The organism is Enterobacter cloacae complex sp.6700776 (genome assembly GCF_048284255.1).
In the GTDB taxonomy this organism is placed as follows: Bacteria; Pseudomonadota; Gammaproteobacteria; order Enterobacterales; family Enterobacteriaceae; genus Enterobacter; species Enterobacter intestinihominis.
Window position 1 is genome coordinate 24296 of the sequence record NZ_JBLVYK010000003.1, and the last position, 16471, is coordinate 40766.

The following is a 16471-nucleotide window of genomic DNA, read 5'->3' on the forward strand; positions in this document are numbered from 1 at the left end:
GATACAAAAGGCAATACATTGAGAAACCTGCCCATAAATTAATTTTACTAACTGGTTGATTTCCCATCATCTGCCTGAGTGTAAACTGTCGCGATAGCACTATTTGCTAAAATTTCGTCTCGCCACCAGGCGCTGGCAAGCCCGGCGGTCTGTTCATTCCAGCCCACCCATACCGATTCGTTACTGCTCTGCGCTAAAACCTGTTTTTCCACCAGCGCGCCGCTTTCAATAAAGCGCTGTGCTAAATAACGGGGAAGGTAGCCGCACCCCAGGCCGCTTATTTGCAGTTCCAGCTTGGTTTTAAAATCAAAAACGGTGATGGCCTCCTGCTCATCCAGAAGCTGCGATGAAATGCCGCACTCGGGGCGGGAGCTGTCTCCCACCACAATGGCGCGATGGTTTTTAATGACGCGTCTTGAAACAGGCTCCGGTTCATTCGCCAGCGGGTGGTGAGGCGCAACGGCAAAGATCTGCTCCAGAACGCCCAGCCGGGCGAAACCAAATTCACTCAGTTGAGGAGGCTCATGCAGCGCTCCAACGATGATATCCGCCCTGCCCTGCGTTAAGGCGTCCCACGAGCCGCCCAGCACGCCGTTGATAAAAACCAGCCGCGTGACGCTATGGCGCTGATAGAACGCCTCAATAAGCGGGGTAAGCAGCGAAAAAGGGAAAGTATCATCAACCCCAATCACTAGCTCATTTTCCCAGCCCTGATGAAGTTTGACGGCCTGTTTTTCCAGCTCGCGAACCGTATGCAGCACGTCACGCCCTTTTTCCAGCAGCATCTGCCCAGTACGGGTGAAACGCGCGCGATGGCCAGTGCGGTCAAGGATTTGAATATTAAGATCGCTCTCGAGCTTTTGCACGGTGTAGCTCAGAGCCGAAGGGGTTTTATAGAGCTTCGCCGAGGCGGCGGCAAAGCTCCCCTCTTTTTCCAGCGCATCCAGAATAACAAGAACATCCAGCAACGGTTTCATCTTCGCCCCCTTGCGGTGTGCGATGGCCTCCGCCGGCGCAATTATTCCATGGGCATAACCAGCGGATCGGGATACTGATATTCAAATCCCAGTTCATGGCAAATACGATTGCCATCAATAATTTTGCCTTTGCGCTCCCCCTGCGCCTCACTGAACACCGGCGGCGCCAGACCCAGCTGGCGCGCCATCAGCGGATAAAAGGTGCTGCGTGGCGGATGCGAAGGCGCACATATATTATAGATGTGCCCCCCTTTCGGAGCCTGTAAAAGCAGCTCTATCGCACCGATAACATCTTCTAGGTGTACAAGGTTAACGCCGTGCTGACCATCCGGCGCGGATTTACCGGCAAAGAAGCGTCCCGGATGACGCCCCGGCCCCACCAGCCCGGCGAGGCGTAAAATATCCACCTGCGTGCCAGGCAGATTGTGCAGCCAGTCTTCCAGCTCTTTCAGTACCCGTCCGCTGGCGGTTACCGGACGGCGCTCGGTGTTTTCTTTCGCCGTACCGTCGATATCGCCATAGACGGAGGTCGAGCTGGTGAAAATGATACGCGGAATATGGTGCGCCAGGGCGCTGTCGACAATCTCCTGCACCGCCTGCAGGTAAAACGTCTCGCCCGGCCCGCTGCGCCGCGCCGGTAAGGTAATGACCAGTGCGTCCACATTCATCAGTTCATCCAGCTCGTCGGTATCGCAGATAAGCTCGGGTTCGAGACGCAGCTCGACACCATCAATGCCGCACATGCGCGCCGCCTCAACCCCGTCCCGCGTGGTCTTACTCCCTGTCACCTGCCAGCCTTTCGCGGCTAATGACATCGCCAGTGGCATTCCTAACCACCCTAATCCGACAATCGCGACCTTTTTCATGACATTCTCCGCTTAACGACGCCTGTTATAAGGCTACGCCAGCCTTATGGAACGCACAATTCATACCATCAATATGAAATGAATTAATGATCAAAAAAAGCCCTTGCTTTATGGCGTACAACTGGTTTAGGTTAAAAGACATCAAATGCATAAGCATTCAACGAGAATTTATATGACACGCGTTCCTTTTAAAAACCACCATCATCACCATCATCCTGACTAGTCTTTCAGGCGATGTGTGCTGGAAGACGTTTGGATCTTCCAGTGGTGCATGAACGCATGAAAAAGCCCCCGGAAGATCTTCTTCCGGGGGCTTTTTTTTGGACCGCATTCAGACAGGTTAAAACAGGTTAACGAGGAACACAGAATGTTAGATAACTCACGTTTACGCATAGCTATTCAAAAATCAGGCCGTTTAAGCGATGATTCACGCGAACTGCTGGCCCGCTGCGGGATTAAAATCAACCTGCACACCCAGCGCCTGATCGCCCTGGCTGAAAATATGCCGATCGACATTCTGCGCGTACGTGATGACGATATTCCGGGCCTGGTCATGGATGGCGTCGTTGACCTCGGCATCATCGGCGAAAACGTACTGGAAGAAGAGTTATTAACCCGCCGCGCGCAGGGCGAAGATCCACGCTACTTTACCCTGCGTCGTCTGGACTTCGGCGGCTGCCGCCTGTCGCTGGCCACGCCGGTTGATGAAGCCTGGGATGGCCCGGCCGCGCTGAACGGCAAACGTATCGCCACCTCTTACCCTCACCTGCTGAAGCGTTACCTCGATCAAAAAGGCGTGCAGTTTAAATCTTGTCTGCTGAATGGATCTGTTGAAGTGGCGCCACGCGCGGGCCTGGCCGATGCCATCTGTGACCTCGTCTCCACGGGCGCCACGCTCGAAGCGAACGGCCTGCGCGAAGTGGAGGTGATCTACCGCTCCAAAGCGTGCCTTATCCAGCGCGACGGCGAGATGGCGGAGGCTAAACAGCAGCTCATCGACAAGCTGCTGACCCGTATTCAGGGCGTGATTCAGGCGCGTGAATCCAAATACATCATGATGCATGCGCCAACCGAGCGCCTGGACGAAGTGATTGCCCTGCTGCCAGGTGCTGAGCGCCCAACCATTCTGCCGCTGGCGGGCGACCAGCAGCGCGTGGCGATGCACATGGTGAGCAGCGAAACCCTGTTCTGGGAAACGATGGAAAAACTGAAGGCGCTGGGCGCGAGTTCTATTCTGGTGCTGCCAATTGAGAAGATGATGGAGTAACGACCATGAGCTTTAACACAATCATCGACTGGAATACCTGTAGCGACGCGCAACAGCGCGAGCTGCTGATGCGCCCGGCAATTTCCGCCTCAGAGAGCATCACCCGCACCGTGGCGGAGATCCTCGATAACGTCAAAGCCCGCGGGGACGATGCGCTGCGCGAGTACAGCGCGAAGTTTGATAAAACTGAGGTCGACGCGTTACAGGTTACCGAGCAGGAAATCATTGATGCCAGCAATCGTCTGGGTGATGACATCAAACAGGCGATGGCCGTCGCGGTGAAAAATATTGATACCTTCCACACCGCGCAGAAATTGCAGGCGGTGGATGTTGAAACCCTGCCCGGCGTACGCTGCCAGCAGGTGACACGCCCGGTGGCGTCCGTTGGCCTCTATATTCCCGGCGGCTCTGCCCCGCTGTTTTCGACCGTCCTGATGCTGGCCACCCCGGCACGTATTGCCGGTTGTCAGAAGGTGGTGCTCTGCTCTCCTCCACCGATCGCCGATGAGATCCTGTATGCGGCGAAGCTGTGCGGCGTAAAGGCGATCTATAAAGTGGGCGGCGCGCAGGCGATTTCCGCCCTGGCGTTCGGGACGGAGTCTGTTCCCAAAGTCGACAAAATCTTTGGCCCGGGCAACGCATACGTTACCGAAGCGAAGCGCCAGGTCAGTCAGCGTCTGGACGGCGCGGCGATTGATATGCCTGCCGGTCCGTCTGAAGTGCTGGTGATTGCCGACAGCGGCGCTACACCGGATTTCGTGGCCTCTGACCTGCTCTCGCAGGCCGAGCACGGCCCTGACTCGCAGGTGATTTTACTGACGCCAGATGCCGACATGGCAAAACGCGTGGGCGAGGCCGTTGAGCGTCAGCTGGCCGACCTGCCGCGTGCGGAAACGGCGCGTCAGGCGCTATCGGCCAGCCGACTGATTGTGGCTCGCGATATCGACCAGTGCATCGCCATCTCCAATCAGTACGGGCCGGAGCACCTGATTATTCAGACCCGTAACGCGCGCGATCTGGTCGACAGCATAACCAGCGCAGGCTCGGTGTTCCTCGGGGACTGGTCACCGGAATCCGCCGGGGATTACGCCTCCGGCACCAACCACGTGCTGCCCACGTATGGCTATACCTCAACCTGCTCCAGCCTGGGGCTGGCGGATTTCCAGAAGCGCATGACCGTGCAGGAACTCTCCCGCGAGGGATTTGCCTCGCTGGCGTCGACCATTGAAACCCTGGCCGCCGCCGAGCGCCTGACTGCCCACAAAAATGCCGTGACGCTGCGCGTTGCCGCCCTGAAGGAGCAAGCATGAACATCGAAGAATTAGCCCGCGAAAATGTCCGTCGCCTGACGCCCTATCAGTCTGCGCGTCGTCTCGGCGGGAACGGCGACGTCTGGCTGAATGCCAACGAATACCCCACGGCGGTGGCCTTTGAGCTCTCGCAGCAGACACTGAACCGCTACCCGGAGTGCCAGCCGAAAGCGGTGATCGAGAACTATGCGCAGTACGCAGGCGTGAAGCCTGAGCAGGTGCTGGTCAGCCGCGGGGCGGATGAAGGGATTGAGCTGCTGATCCGCGCCTTCTGCGAGCCGGGCAAAGACGCGGTGATGTACTGCCAGCCCACCTACGGGATGTACAGTGTCAGCGCCGAAACCTTTGGCGTGGCCTGCCGCAACGTACAGGCGCTCGACAACTGGCAGCTGGATTTGCAGGGCATCGCCGATAACCTCGACGGCGTGAAGGTGGTGTTTGTCTGTAGCCCGAACAACCCGACCGGGCAGATTATCAATCCGCAGGATATCCGTTCCCTGCTGGAAATGACGCGCGGCAAAGCGCTGGTTGTGGCCGACGAAGCCTACATTGAGTTCTGCCCGCAGGCGACGCTGGCAGGCTGGCTTGAAGAGTATTCACATCTCGTCGTGCTGCGTACCCTGTCGAAAGCCTTCGCTCTCGCCGGTCTTCGCTGCGGTTTTACGCTGGCAAATAAAGCGGTTATCGACCTGCTGCTGAAAGTGATCGCCCCGTATCCGCTCTCAACGCCGGTTGCCGATATTGCGGCACAGGCGCTGGCCCCGCAGGGCATCAGCGCGATGCGCGAGCGTGTGGCGCAGATCCTGGAGGAGCGTCAGTATCTAGTCGATGCCCTAAAAACGATTCCGTGCGTGGAGCAGGTGTTCGACTCGGAAACCAACTACATCCTGGTGCGCTTCACCGCCTCAAGCGCGATATTTAAATCGTTGTGGGATCAGGGCATTATCTTACGAGACCAGAATAAACAACCTACCCTGAGCGGCTGCCTGCGTATCACCGTCGGCACCCGCGCGGAGAGCCAGCGCGTGATTGACGCCCTGAAAGCGGAGAAAGTATGAGTCAGAAGTATCTCTTTATCGATCGTGACGGCACCATCATCTCGGAGCCACCCAGCGATTTTCAGGTCGATCGTTTCGACAAGCTGGCCTTTGAACCCGACGTGATCCCGGTGCTGCTGAAGCTTCAGAAAGCAGGCTATAAGCTGGTGATGATCACCAACCAGGACGGTCTGGGCACAGACAGCTTCCCGCAGGCGGACTTTGACGGCCCGCACAACCTGATGATGCAGGTGCTGACCTCGCAGGGCATCGCCTTCGACGAGGTGCTGATCTGCCCGCACATGCCTGCCGACGAGTGCGACTGCCGCAAGCCAAAAGTGAAGCTTGTTGAGCGTTATCTGGCGGAAGAGGCGCTGGATAAAGCGAACAGCTATGTGATTGGCGATCGCGTCACGGACATCACGCTGGCCGAAAATATGGGCATTGCAGGCCTGCGCTATAACCGCGACACGCTAAACTGGGCGATGATTAGCGAGCAGCTCACCAGACGCGACCGCTATTCTCACGTTGAACGCAACACCAAAGAGACGCAGATCGACGTGAAGGTCTGGCTCGATCGTGAAGGCGGCAGCAAGATCCACACCGGCGTCGGTTTCTTCGACCACATGCTGGATCAAATCGCCACTCACGGCGGCTTCCGCATGGAGATCACGGTTAAGGGCGACCTGTATATCGACGATCACCACACCGTGGAAGATACCGGCCTGGCGCTGGGCGAAGCCCTGAAGCTGGCGCTCGGCGACAAACGCGGCATCAACCGCTTCGGCTTTGTTCTGCCGATGGACGAGTGCCTGGCGCGCTGCGCGCTGGATATCTCCGGACGTCCGCACCTGGAATATAAAGCCGACTTCACCTACCAGCGCGTGGGCGATCTCAGCACCGAGATGGTGGAGCACTTCTTCCGCTCGCTTTCTTACACTATGGGCCTGACGCTGCACCTGAAAACTAAAGGCAAAAACGATCACCACCGCGTCGAGAGCCTGTTCAAAGCCTTTGGCCGTACCCTGCGCCAGGCGATCCGCGTGGAAGGTGACGCCCTTCCCTCGTCGAAAGGAGTGCTGTAATGAACGTGGTGATTCTGGACACCGGATGCGCCAACCTGAACTCCGTACAGTCGGCGATTATGCGCCACGGCTACGAGCCGGTGGTGAGCCGCGACCCGGACGTGGTGCTGCGCGCGGATAAACTCTTTCTGCCGGGTGTAGGCACCGCCCAGGCGGCGATGGATCAGATCCACGAGCGCGAGCTGGTGGATCTCATCAAAGCCTGTACTCAACCGGTGCTGGGCATTTGCCTCGGCATGCAGCTGCTTGGCCGCCGAAGCGAAGAGAGCAATGGCGTTGATCTGCTGGGCATTATTGAAGAAGACGTGCCGAAAATGACCGACCACGGCCTGCCGCTGCCGCACATGGGCTGGAATCGCGTTTATCCGAAGGCGGGCAACAGGCTGTTCCAGGGAATCGAAGACGGCGCGTACTTCTATTTCGTTCACAGCTACGCCATGCCCGTGAATACCTACACCATCGCCCAGTGCAATTACGGCGAGGCGTTCACCGCCGCCGTGCAGAAAGATAACTTTTACGGCGTGCAGTTTCACCCGGAACGCTCCGGCGCCGCCGGCGCGCAGCTGCTGAAAAATTTCCTGGAGATGTGATGATAATTCCCGCTTTAGATTTAATTGACGGCACGGTTGTTCGTCTCCACCAGGGCGATTACGGGCAGCAGCGCGACTATGGCAACGACCCGCTGCCGCGATTACAGGCTTACGCCGACGAGGGCGCTGAGGTGTTGCACCTGGTCGATCTTACCGGCGCGAAAGATCCGGCGAAGCGCCAGATCCCACTGCTTAAAACACTGGTGGCTGGCGTGGACGTCCCGGTGCAGGTGGGCGGCGGCGTGCGTACGGAAGCCGATGTTGCCGCCTTACTGGACGCGGGCGTGGCGCGCGTGGTAGTCGGTTCGACCGCTGTGAAAGATCCTGAGACGGTCAAGGGCTGGTTCCGCCGCTTCGGCGCGGATGCGCTGGTGCTGGCGCTGGATGTGCGCATTGACGAACAGGGTAACAAGCAGGTCGCGGTCAGCGGCTGGCAGGAAAACTCCGGCGTGACGCTCGAAGAGCTGGTTGAGATGTATCTCCCCGTAGGGCTAAAGCATGTGCTGTGCACGGATATTTCACGCGATGGTACGCTCGCAGGCTCTAACGTCTCGCTGTATGAAGAGGTTTGCGCGCGTTATCCGCAGGTAGCGTTCCAGTCTTCTGGCGGTATCGGCGACCTGGCGGATATCGCCGCTCTGCGCGGAACCGGTGTACGCGGCGTGATCGTGGGTCGCGCGCTGCTGGAAGGCAAATTTACAGTGAAGGAGGCGATTCAATGCTGGCAAAACGGATAATTCCCTGCCTGGACGTGCGTGATGGTCAGGTTGTAAAAGGCGTGCAGTTCCGCAACCACGAGATCATTGGCGACATCGTTCCGCTGGCAAAACGCTATGCCGAAGAAGGCGCAGACGAACTGGTATTTTACGATATCACCGCCTCCAGCGATGGCCGTGTGGTGGACAAAAGCTGGGTGGCGCGCGTGGCAGAGGTGATTGATATACCCTTCTGCGTGGCGGGCGGGATTAAATCTGCTGACGATGCGGCGAAGATTCTCTCTTTCGGTGCGGACAAAATTTCCATTAACTCCCCTGCGCTCGCAGATCCGGAGCTGATTACGCGTCTGGCGGATCGCTTTGGCGTGCAGTGCATTGTCGTGGGGATCGACACCTGGTTTGATGCCGCAACGGGAAAATATCACGTTAACCAGTACACCGGCGATGAAAGCCGCACGCGCGTCACCCAATGGGAGACGCTGGACTGGGTGCAGGAAGTGCAAAAACGCGGTGCGGGTGAAATCGTGCTGAACATGATGAACCAGGACGGCGTTCGTAACGGTTATGACCTGGAGCAGCTGAAAAAAGTGCGCGCGGTGTGCCAGGTTCCGCTGATTGCCTCCGGCGGCGCAGGCACCATGGAACACTTCCTTGAAGCCTTCCGCGATGCGAACGTAGACGGCGCGCTGGCCGCTTCCGTGTTCCACAAACAGATTATCAATATTGGTGAGTTAAAAACGTACCTGGCCGACCAGGGCGTGGAGATCAGGGTATGTTAACAGAGCAACAACAGGCGCAGCTGGACTGGGAAAAAACTGACGGATTACTGCCGGTGGTTGTACAGCATGCCGTTTCAGGCGAAGTGCTGATGCTGGGATACATGAACCAGGAGGCACTGACAAAAACGATCGACAGCGGCAAGGTGACGTTTTTCTCGCGCACCAAACAGCGCCTGTGGACGAAAGGGGAAACCTCGGGTCACTTCCTGAACGTGGTCAGCATTACGCCTGACTGCGACAACGACACCCTGCTGGTGCTGGTTAACCCGATTGGGCCGACCTGCCACAAAGGCACCAGCAGCTGCTTCGGCGAGGCGAGCCACCAGTGGCTGTTCCTCTATCAGCTGGAACAGCTGCTGGCAGAGCGTAAATCAGCGGATCCTGAGAGCTCATACACGGCTAAGCTGTACGCCAGCGGCACCAAACGGATTGCGCAGAAAGTGGGTGAGGAAGGCGTTGAAACGGCGCTGGCGGCTACCGTGCATGATCGGGAGGAGCTGACGAACGAAGCGTCTGATTTGATGTATCACCTGCTAGTTCTGCTTCAGGATCAGGAGCTGGATTTAACAGCGGTGATTGAGAATCTGCGGAAAAGGCATAAATAAAAAAAGACCGGGGAGACCCGGTCTTTTTTTGTATGTAAATCAGGCTATTGGCTTGTAGTTTCTCAGCGCGTTACGGCCAAGGACGACACCAGAACCGATGATCCCGCCGAGCAGTACGGCAAGGATGAGGGTGATGGCCTTTTTCGGGCTGTCACGATTTATAGGTAAATTCGGCTTCATAACGTAACGGTATACATGAATTGTGTCAGGGTTTACGTTAAGGTTCTGAATATCCAGTAAATTCTGTTTAGTTTGGTAGTAAGCGCCTGAGAACACCAGCGGGCGAGACGCTTCGTTATCAACCATTGATTTGAGCGCTACGGTGCCCAGTAGGAACATGGTTTCCTGAGTAACGTCCTGAGTTTGTTGAAGCTGCGGTGTGCTAATCTTCGCAGCTTCAGCATTTTTCAGCGCCTCAGTTATCTGCTTGATACGCAGATCTTTTTGCTCCTGCGCAACTTTCTCTTGGTTCTGAAGGGAGTCATTTAGCGTCGTAATCTGCTGCTTGAGGTTGTCTCGAAGGTCAAGCGTCAGTTCTTTTGCAGTCTGCTCGTCAACCTGCTGGATGTACTGAGCTAATTGCTTTTGAGCTGCCTCAGCGGATTCACCCTGATAGCTTACGGTTAAAGGCAGATTTTGTCCTTTCACGGTAGGCTCAATGGTCAGTTTTTCCGGTTCTTCCTGATTCTCCAGCGCCTGTGCTAATGCTGAGAATGAGGAATTGAAACGTCCAATAGCACGATTCTGAATGTCTAACATGGAGGGAGCTGCCCCGCCATAGAGGATATTCAATGCATTGGAATAGGTGGCGATTTGTGCCGCATCAGGCTGGGCTATGATGGCTGATGACGTCCATTTCTCTTTGGCTACAGTGATGTAAACGCCAGCAAGAACGATAAAAGCAGCAATAAAAGCCCCTATTACCCACTTACCACGCCACAGCTGTAGCATTACATCAAGTAAATCAATTTGCTCCGGGTCATTGTTACGTGCGACCAGGTTATTGTTGTTTTGCGTCATACAATCCCTAACAGATGAAAAAGGGCAAAAATAATCTTGTTCCCTTAGTGTATCTGTTGCTGAAGAATTTTCTATAAGAATCCGATGAGTTATATCGGAAAGATGGGTTATGTAAGTGAAGTGCGACGCGCTATCATAGTCGGATTCTGATGTCGTGGGGCATCAACAAGAACACTGTGAATGAGGGAAGCTATGAAATTTCTGGTTACGGGCGCGGCGGGCTTTATCGGTTCTCATGTCAGCAAGCGCCTGCTTGATGCAGGGCATGAAGTTGTTGGGATTGATAATCTGAATGATTACTATGACCCAAACCTCAAGCTCGCTCGCCTCGATCTGCTCAAATCCGAGAGTTTCACCTTCCACAAGCTGGACTTAGCGGACCGCGAGGGCATGGCCGCGCTCTTCGCTGAGGAGAAATTTGACCGCGTGATCCATCTTGCCGCACAGGCGGGTGTGCGTTACTCGCTGGAAAACCCGCATGCCTACGCAGATGCTAACCTGGTAGGTCACCTGAACGTGCTGGAAGGCTGTCGCCACAACAAGGTTCAGCATCTTCTGTATGCATCATCCAGCTCTGTTTACGGCCTCAACCGTAAGATGCCGTTTTCTACTGACGACTCCGTAGACCATCCGGTTTCCCTGTATGCGGCAACCAAAAAAGCCAATGAGCTGATGTCGCATACCTATTCGCATCTGTACAACCTGCCGACCACTGGCCTGCGCTTCTTTACCGTCTATGGCCCCTGGGGACGCCCGGACATGGCGCTGTTTAAATTCACCAAAGCCATGATTGAAGGCAACAGCATCGACGTCTACAACTACGGCAAGATGAAGCGCGACTTCACCTATATCGATGATATTGCGGAGGCGATTATTCGCCTACAGGACGTCATTCCTCAGGCCGATGCCGACTGGACAGTCGAAACCGGTTCGCCAGCAACCAGCTCTGCCCCGTATCGCGTGTATAACATCGGCAACAGTTCACCTGTCGAACTGATGGATTACATCACTGCGCTTGAAGAGGCGCTGGGCAAAGAAGCGGTGAAAAATATGATGCCGATCCAGCCGGGGGACGTGCTGGAGACCAGTGCGGACACCAAAGCGCTGTATGACGTTATTGGGTTTAAACCACAAACCTCAGTCAAAGAAGGCGTGAAAAACTTCGTCGACTGGTACCGCAACTTCTATAACGTTTAAAAACAAAAAACCCGGCAGATTGCCGGGTTTTTTTATATCACGATTTTGATTAGTCACTGCCGAACAAATCGCGGGTATAGACTTTATCTTTCACGTCCGCCAGCTCTTCCGCCATACGGTTGGAGATAATCACGTCCGCTTCTTTCTTAAACGCATCCAGATCGCGGATCACACGCGAATGGAAGAACTCATCTTCCTGCATCGCCGGTTCATAAATAATGACCTGCACGCCCTTCGCCTTAATACGCTTCATGATCCCCTGAATGGAAGAAGCGCGGAAGTTATCGGAACCGCTCTTCATGATCAGGCGATACACGCCCACCACTTTCGGCTGACGCGCCAGAATAGAATCTGAGATGAAGTCTTTACGCGTGCGGTTGGCATCCACAATAGCGGAAATCAGGTTGTTCGGCACTGCCTGATAGTTTGCCAGCAGCTGCTTGGTATCTTTTGGCAGACAGTAGCCGCCGTAACCGAATGACGGGTTGTTGTAATGGTTACCGATACGCGGGTCAAGACACACGCCCTCGATGATCTGACGGGTGTTCAGACCTAAGCTCTCGGCATAGCTGTCAAGTTCGTTGAAGTAAGCCACACGCATCGCCAGATAGGTATTGGCGAAAAGCTTAATGGCCTCTGCCTCGGTGGAATCGGTGAACAGGACCGGAATATCTTTTTTGATTGCGCCTTCCTGAAGCAACGCAGCAAAACGCTCCGCACGCTCGGAACGCTCGCCAATCACGATACGGGATGGGTGCAGGTTATCGTATAACGCCCTGCCCTCGCGGAGAAATTCCGGCGAGAAGAAGACATTATCAATACCCAACTCTTCTTTAATCGATTTGGTGAAACCCACTGGAATTGTCGACTTGATGATCATCACTGCGTTCGGGTTGATTGCCGTAACGTCTTTAATCACCGCTTCAACGGTAGAGGTATTGAAGTAGTTGGTTTTAGGATCATAGTCGGTTGGCGTGGCGATGATGACGAAATCCGCATCGCGGTAAGCGTCTTCTTTGTCCGTGGTAGCGCGGAAGTTCAGCGGTTTGGTCGCGAGGTATTCTTCAATCTCTTTATCGACGATCGGGGACTTCTTCTGGTTAAGCAGGTCCACTTTTGCCTGCACGATATCCAGCGCAACCACTTCATGGTTTTGTGCAATCAGAATACCGTTTGAGAGACCAACATAGCCTGTTCCGGAGATAGTTATTTTCATTTGTTTGACTTCTACACGTTTGAGTTTTTGATGACCATAACACAGTCACCACAATGATTAACTAAGCGTTTTTTATCGCTAACCTTCATTCGCTGTCAAGGTTTCAGGTTTTTTGAAAAATGTTTTTGCTCAACAAAAAGACCTGTCGTTACACTAAGCAAAGTACCTGTTTTACAGCGACAATAAGACGTTAAAGGGCAGTCGAGAGTAAGCAGAGGAAAACTGCTTACTTCGTCAAATCAGACTAATCCCTTGGTCAGATTCAGCAGATACTGACCATACCCGGTCTTTTTCAATGGTTCAGCGAGTACCCGAAGTTGTTCGGCATCAATAAAACCTCGTCGGAACGCAATCTCTTCAGGACATGAAACTTTTAGCCCCTGTCGCTCTTCAATTGTGGCGATAAAATTGCTTGCCTCGATCATACTCTGATGCGTTCCGGTATCCAGCCAGGCATAACCGCGTCTCATCATCGCGACAGACAATCGTCCCTGCTGCATATAGATGCGGTTGATGTCGGTAATTTCGAGTTCACCTCGCTCGGACGGCGTTAAACTTTTGGCCATCTCAATCACATCGTTGTCGTAAAAATAAAGACCGGTTATTGCGTAATTACTCTTGGGTTGCTGAGGCTTCTCCTCAAGGCCAATTGCAGTACCGTCTTTATCAAACTCAACGACGCCATAGCGTTCCGGGTCACTGACATGATAGGCGAATACGGTCGCACCCTCTTGCTGGCTTGCTGCGCCTTCAAGCAGTCTGGGGAGATCGTGTCCGTAGAAAATATTATCGCCTAATACCAGCGCACAATTATCCTCACCGATAAACTCTTCACCCAGAATAAACGCCTGAGCAAGGCCATCCGGGCTCGGCTGCACTTTGTACTGGATATGCAATCCCCACTGACTACCGTTTCCGAGCAGTTGTTCAAAACGGGGAGTGTCCTGAGGCGTGCTGATAATCAGAATATCCCGTATACCTGCCAGCATAAGCGTAGAGAGCGGATAATAGATCATTGGCTTATCGTAAATTGGCAACAATTGCTTACTTACGGCCATTGTCACGGGATAAAGACGTGTACCCGATCCGCCAGCTAATATAATCCCTTTACGTTTCGTCATTTACTTACGCTCCCCATAATTCTGCTCAATCCAGCTCTTATAGGCCCCGCTTTTCACATTCGATACCCACTCCTGGTTATTTAAATACCATTCAACCGTTTTACGGATGCCGCTTTCAAAGGTTTCCAGGGGAGTCCATCCGAACTCGTCGCTAATTTTATGAGCATCAATTGCATAACGTCTGTCGTGACCTGGTCGGTCCGCGACATAAGTAATTTGTGCGCGATAGGATGTTTCTTTCGGTACCATTTCATCGAGCAGATCACAAATGGTCTGAACGACTTCAATATTTTTCTTCTCGTTATGGCCGCCAATATTATAGGTTTCGCCCGGCTTACCCGTGGTCAGAACCGTATACAGTGCACGAGCATGGTCTTCAACGTATAACCAGTCACGGATTTGATCGCCCTTACCGTAGATCGGCAATGGTTTATTATCCAGCGCACTGAGGATAACAAGAGGAATCAGCTTTTCAGGAAAGTGGTATGGGCCATAATTATTCGAACAATTTGTCACAATCCCAGGTAAACCATAGGTGCGTATCCAGGCTCGAACTAAATGGTCGCTGGACGCTTTTGACGCTGAGTAAGGGCTACTTGGCTGGTACGCTGTTTTCTCGGTAAACAGCGGTAACGGGGTGGAGTCATAATGTTCATCGGGATGAGGCAGATCGCCGTAAACCTCATCAGTTGAAATGTGATGGAAACGGAAAGTAGATTTTGCTGCCTCATCCAGTGAAGACCAGTAAGCACGGCTTGTTTCTAACAGGATATAGGTGCCAACAATATTGGTTTCAATAAACGCAGCGGGACCGGTAATAGAACGGTCGACATGGCTCTCGGCAGCCAGGTGCATTATCGCATCAGGCTGATGGGTAACAAAAATACGCGCCATTGCCTCTTTATCACATATATCGGCATGCTCAAAAACATAGCGTTCGCTATCGCTTACTTCACGCAAGGATTCCAGATTACCGGCATAGGTCAATTTATCAACGTTAACAACGCTATCCCGAGTATTGCTAATAATATGTCGGATAACCGCGGAACCGATAAAACCGGCACCGCCAGTAACTAGAATTTTCACGCAATCTATTCCATTAAACAGTAGGTGGATCGGGCAAGATAAAAAAGCCCGGTATCGCTACCGGGCTTGATGGTTTGGCTAGCCGTATATTAATCCAGCCATTCGGTGTGGAACACACCTTCTTTATCCGTACGCTTATAGGTATGCGCACCGAAGTAGTCACGCTGTGCCTGAATCAGGTTCGCTGGCAGAACGGCAGCACGATAGCTGTCGTAGTAAGCCACCGCAGCGGAGAAGGTAGGAACTGGAATACCATTCTGCACCGCGTACGCAACCACATCACGCAGCGCCTGCTGATATTCGTCTGCAATCTGCTTGAAGTAAGGTGCCAGCAGAAGGTTTGCGATACCTGCATTTTCTGCATAGGCATCGGTGATTTTTTGCAGGAACTGTGCGCGAATGATACAGCCAGCACGGAAGATCTTCGCGATCTCACCGTAGTTCAGATCCCAGTTGTTCTCGTCTGATGCCGCACGCAGCTGAGAGAAGCCCTGCGCGTAAGAGACGATTTTACCCAGGTACAGTGCACGACGGACTTTCTCAACGAACTCAGCTTTGTCGCCGGCTGGTTTAGCCTGTGGACCAGACAGCACTTTAGATGCCGCGACGCGTTGCTCTTTCAGAGAAGAGATATAACGTGCAAATACTGATTCGGTGATCAGGGACAGCGGTTCACCCAGATCCAGAGAGCTCTGGCTGGTCCATTTACCGGTACCTTTGTTAGCGGCTTCATCCAGAATCACATCAACCAGGTATTTACCCTCTTCATCTTTCTTGGTGAAAATATCTTTGGTGATGTCGATCAGGTAGCTGTTCAGCTCGCCTTTGTTCCACTCGGTGAAGGTCTCTGCGAGCTCCTCGTTGGAGAGGTTCAGGCCGCCTTTCAGCAGAGAGTAGGCTTCAGCAATCAGCTGCATGTCGCCATATTCAATGCCGTTGTGAACCATCTTCACGTAATGACCAGCGCCATCAGGACCGATATAAGTCACACACGGCTCACCATCTTCCGCAACCGCAGCGATTTTGGTCAGAATAGGCGCAACCAGTTCGTACGCCTCTTTCTGACCGCCAGGCATGATGGATGGACCTTTCAGAGCGCCTTCTTCACCGCCGGATACGCCGGTACCAATGAAGTTGAAGCCTTCAGCAGACAGTTCACGGTTACGACGAATGGTGTCGTGGAAGAAGGTGTTGCCGCCATCGATAATGATGTCGCCTTTATCCAGATACGGTTTCAGTGAATCGATAGCAGCATCGGTTCCTGCGCCCGCTTTCACCATTAACAGGATACGACGAGGTGTTTCCAGAGACTCAACGAACTCTTTAACCGTATAGAAAGGAACCAGTTTTTTGCCTGGATTCTCAGCGATAACTTCTTCGGTCTTATCACGGGAGCGGTTGAAAACGGAGACGGTATAACCACGGCTTTCGATGTTGAGCGCCAGGTTGCGCCCCATCACTGCCATACCGACAACGCCGATCTGTTGCTTGGACATTACATACTCCTGTCAGGTGTGGTCGCCGCGAATGATAGCGGCTTGGGAATCACTTCTCATAACTCTAAACAATACTAAAGTCGTTATCAAATAATTTCACAAA

17 protein-coding genes and 1 other annotated feature are annotated in these 16471 nt (G+C 53.7%); of the genes, 10 read left to right on the plus strand and 7 right to left on the minus strand.

Going from position 1 to position 16471, the window contains the following annotated elements; translation table 11 throughout:
- Positions 1–47: 47 nt before the first annotated feature.
- Both ACNQ0T_RS06300 and ACNQ0T_RS06305 read right to left on the minus strand, forming a co-directional pair.
- Positions 48–977 carry a LysR substrate-binding domain-containing protein gene (locus ACNQ0T_RS06300; RefSeq protein ID WP_022648603.1) on the minus strand — a complete coding sequence of 310 codons (930 nt, stop codon included), beginning with the start codon at positions 975–977 and terminating at the stop codon, positions 48–50.
- Positions 978–1018: 41 nt separating this feature from the next.
- On the minus strand, positions 1019–1843 hold the full coding sequence (locus ACNQ0T_RS06305; protein WP_006811206.1) for an SDR family oxidoreductase: 825 nt from the start codon (positions 1841–1843) through the stop codon (positions 1019–1021).
- A gap of 172 nt (positions 1844–2015) precedes the next feature.
- Here ACNQ0T_RS06305 and hisL point away from each other — a divergent pair, with 172 nt between their 5' ends.
- The 9 genes from hisL to hisIE all read left to right on the plus strand — a co-directional run bounded on the left by hisL (position 2016) and on the right by hisIE (position 9232).
- Positions 2016–2066, plus strand: a complete 51-nt coding sequence (hisL, locus tag ACNQ0T_RS06310) for a his operon leader peptide (protein ID WP_099516347.1) — start codon at positions 2016–2018, stop codon at positions 2064–2066.
- Positions 2042–2165: a sequence feature (His leader region), on the plus strand. Its footprint overlaps the gene before it by 25 nt.
- A 45-nt stretch (positions 2166–2210) precedes the next feature.
- Positions 2211–3110, plus strand: coding sequence for an ATP phosphoribosyltransferase (gene hisG / locus ACNQ0T_RS06315; RefSeq protein ID WP_032623983.1), 900 nt, complete (start codon positions 2211–2213; stop codon positions 3108–3110).
- Between the two features lie 5 nt (positions 3111–3115).
- Positions 3116–4420 carry a histidinol dehydrogenase gene (gene hisD / locus ACNQ0T_RS06320; RefSeq protein ID WP_320678382.1) on the plus strand — a complete coding sequence of 435 codons (1305 nt, stop codon included), beginning with the start codon at positions 3116–3118 and terminating at the stop codon, positions 4418–4420.
- On the plus strand, positions 4417–5478 hold the full coding sequence (hisC, locus tag ACNQ0T_RS06325; RefSeq protein ID WP_048966312.1) for a histidinol-phosphate transaminase: 1062 nt from the start codon (positions 4417–4419) through the stop codon (positions 5476–5478). Before hisD ends, hisC begins: the two co-directional genes overlap by 4 nt.
- A complete protein-coding gene (hisB, locus tag ACNQ0T_RS06330; protein ID WP_048966311.1) occupies positions 5475–6542 on the plus strand; it encodes a bifunctional histidinol-phosphatase/imidazoleglycerol-phosphate dehydratase HisB in 1068 nt (355 codons plus the stop codon). The genes hisC and hisB overlap by 4 nt, the downstream gene beginning before the upstream one ends.
- On the plus strand, positions 6542–7132 hold the full coding sequence (gene hisH, locus ACNQ0T_RS06335; protein WP_003859485.1) for an imidazole glycerol phosphate synthase subunit HisH: 591 nt from the start codon (positions 6542–6544) through the stop codon (positions 7130–7132). Before hisB ends, hisH begins: the two co-directional genes overlap by 1 nt.
- Positions 7132–7869, plus strand: a complete 738-nt coding sequence (gene hisA / locus ACNQ0T_RS06340; RefSeq protein WP_045308616.1) for a 1-(5-phosphoribosyl)-5-[(5-phosphoribosylamino)methylideneamino]imidazole-4-carboxamide isomerase — start codon at positions 7132–7134, stop codon at positions 7867–7869. The genes hisH and hisA overlap by 1 nt, the downstream gene beginning before the upstream one ends.
- Positions 7851–8627: an imidazole glycerol phosphate synthase subunit HisF gene (gene hisF / locus ACNQ0T_RS06345; RefSeq protein ID WP_017383296.1), complete on the plus strand. Its 777-nt coding sequence runs from the start codon at positions 7851–7853 to the stop codon at positions 8625–8627. The genes hisA and hisF overlap by 19 nt, the downstream gene beginning before the upstream one ends.
- Positions 8621–9232, plus strand: a complete 612-nt coding sequence (gene hisIE, locus ACNQ0T_RS06350) for a bifunctional phosphoribosyl-AMP cyclohydrolase/phosphoribosyl-ATP diphosphatase HisIE (protein ID WP_046619196.1) — start codon at positions 8621–8623, stop codon at positions 9230–9232. The genes hisF and hisIE overlap by 7 nt, the downstream gene beginning before the upstream one ends.
- 39 nt (positions 9233–9271) lie before the next feature.
- On the opposite strand, the gene wzzB is transcribed toward hisIE, so the two are convergent.
- Positions 9272–10252: an LPS O-antigen chain length determinant protein WzzB gene (wzzB, locus tag ACNQ0T_RS06355; protein WP_023300531.1), complete on the minus strand. Its 981-nt coding sequence runs from the start codon at positions 10250–10252 to the stop codon at positions 9272–9274.
- Positions 10253–10444: 192 nt separating this feature from the next.
- On the opposite strand from wzzB, the gene ACNQ0T_RS06360 reads away from it, so the two are divergent.
- The gene (locus ACNQ0T_RS06360; RefSeq protein WP_023300532.1) at positions 10445–11449 is read left to right on the plus strand and encodes an NAD-dependent epimerase; all 1005 of its coding nucleotides are present in this window, start codon (positions 10445–10447) and stop codon (positions 11447–11449) included.
- Positions 11450–11498: 49 nt separating this feature from the next.
- On the opposite strand, the gene ugd is transcribed toward ACNQ0T_RS06360, so the two are convergent.
- The 4 genes from ugd to gndA form a co-directional block, all read right to left on the minus strand.
- A complete protein-coding gene (gene ugd / locus ACNQ0T_RS06365; RefSeq protein WP_017693100.1) occupies positions 11499–12665 on the minus strand; it encodes a UDP-glucose 6-dehydrogenase in 1167 nt (388 codons plus the stop codon).
- A gap of 239 nt (positions 12666–12904) precedes the next feature.
- Entirely contained in the window at positions 12905–13786 is an 882-nt protein-coding gene (gene rfbA, locus ACNQ0T_RS06370) for a glucose-1-phosphate thymidylyltransferase RfbA (protein WP_017693099.1), read from the minus strand.
- Entirely contained in the window at positions 13787–14872 is a 1086-nt protein-coding gene (gene rfbB / locus ACNQ0T_RS06375) for a dTDP-glucose 4,6-dehydratase (RefSeq protein WP_275062087.1), read from the minus strand. It lies immediately after the preceding gene.
- Positions 14873–14961: 89 nt separating this feature from the next.
- Entirely contained in the window at positions 14962–16368 is a 1407-nt protein-coding gene (gndA, locus tag ACNQ0T_RS06380; RefSeq protein WP_006811221.1) for an NADP-dependent phosphogluconate dehydrogenase, read from the minus strand.
- Between the last annotated feature and the right edge of the window lie 103 nt (positions 16369–16471).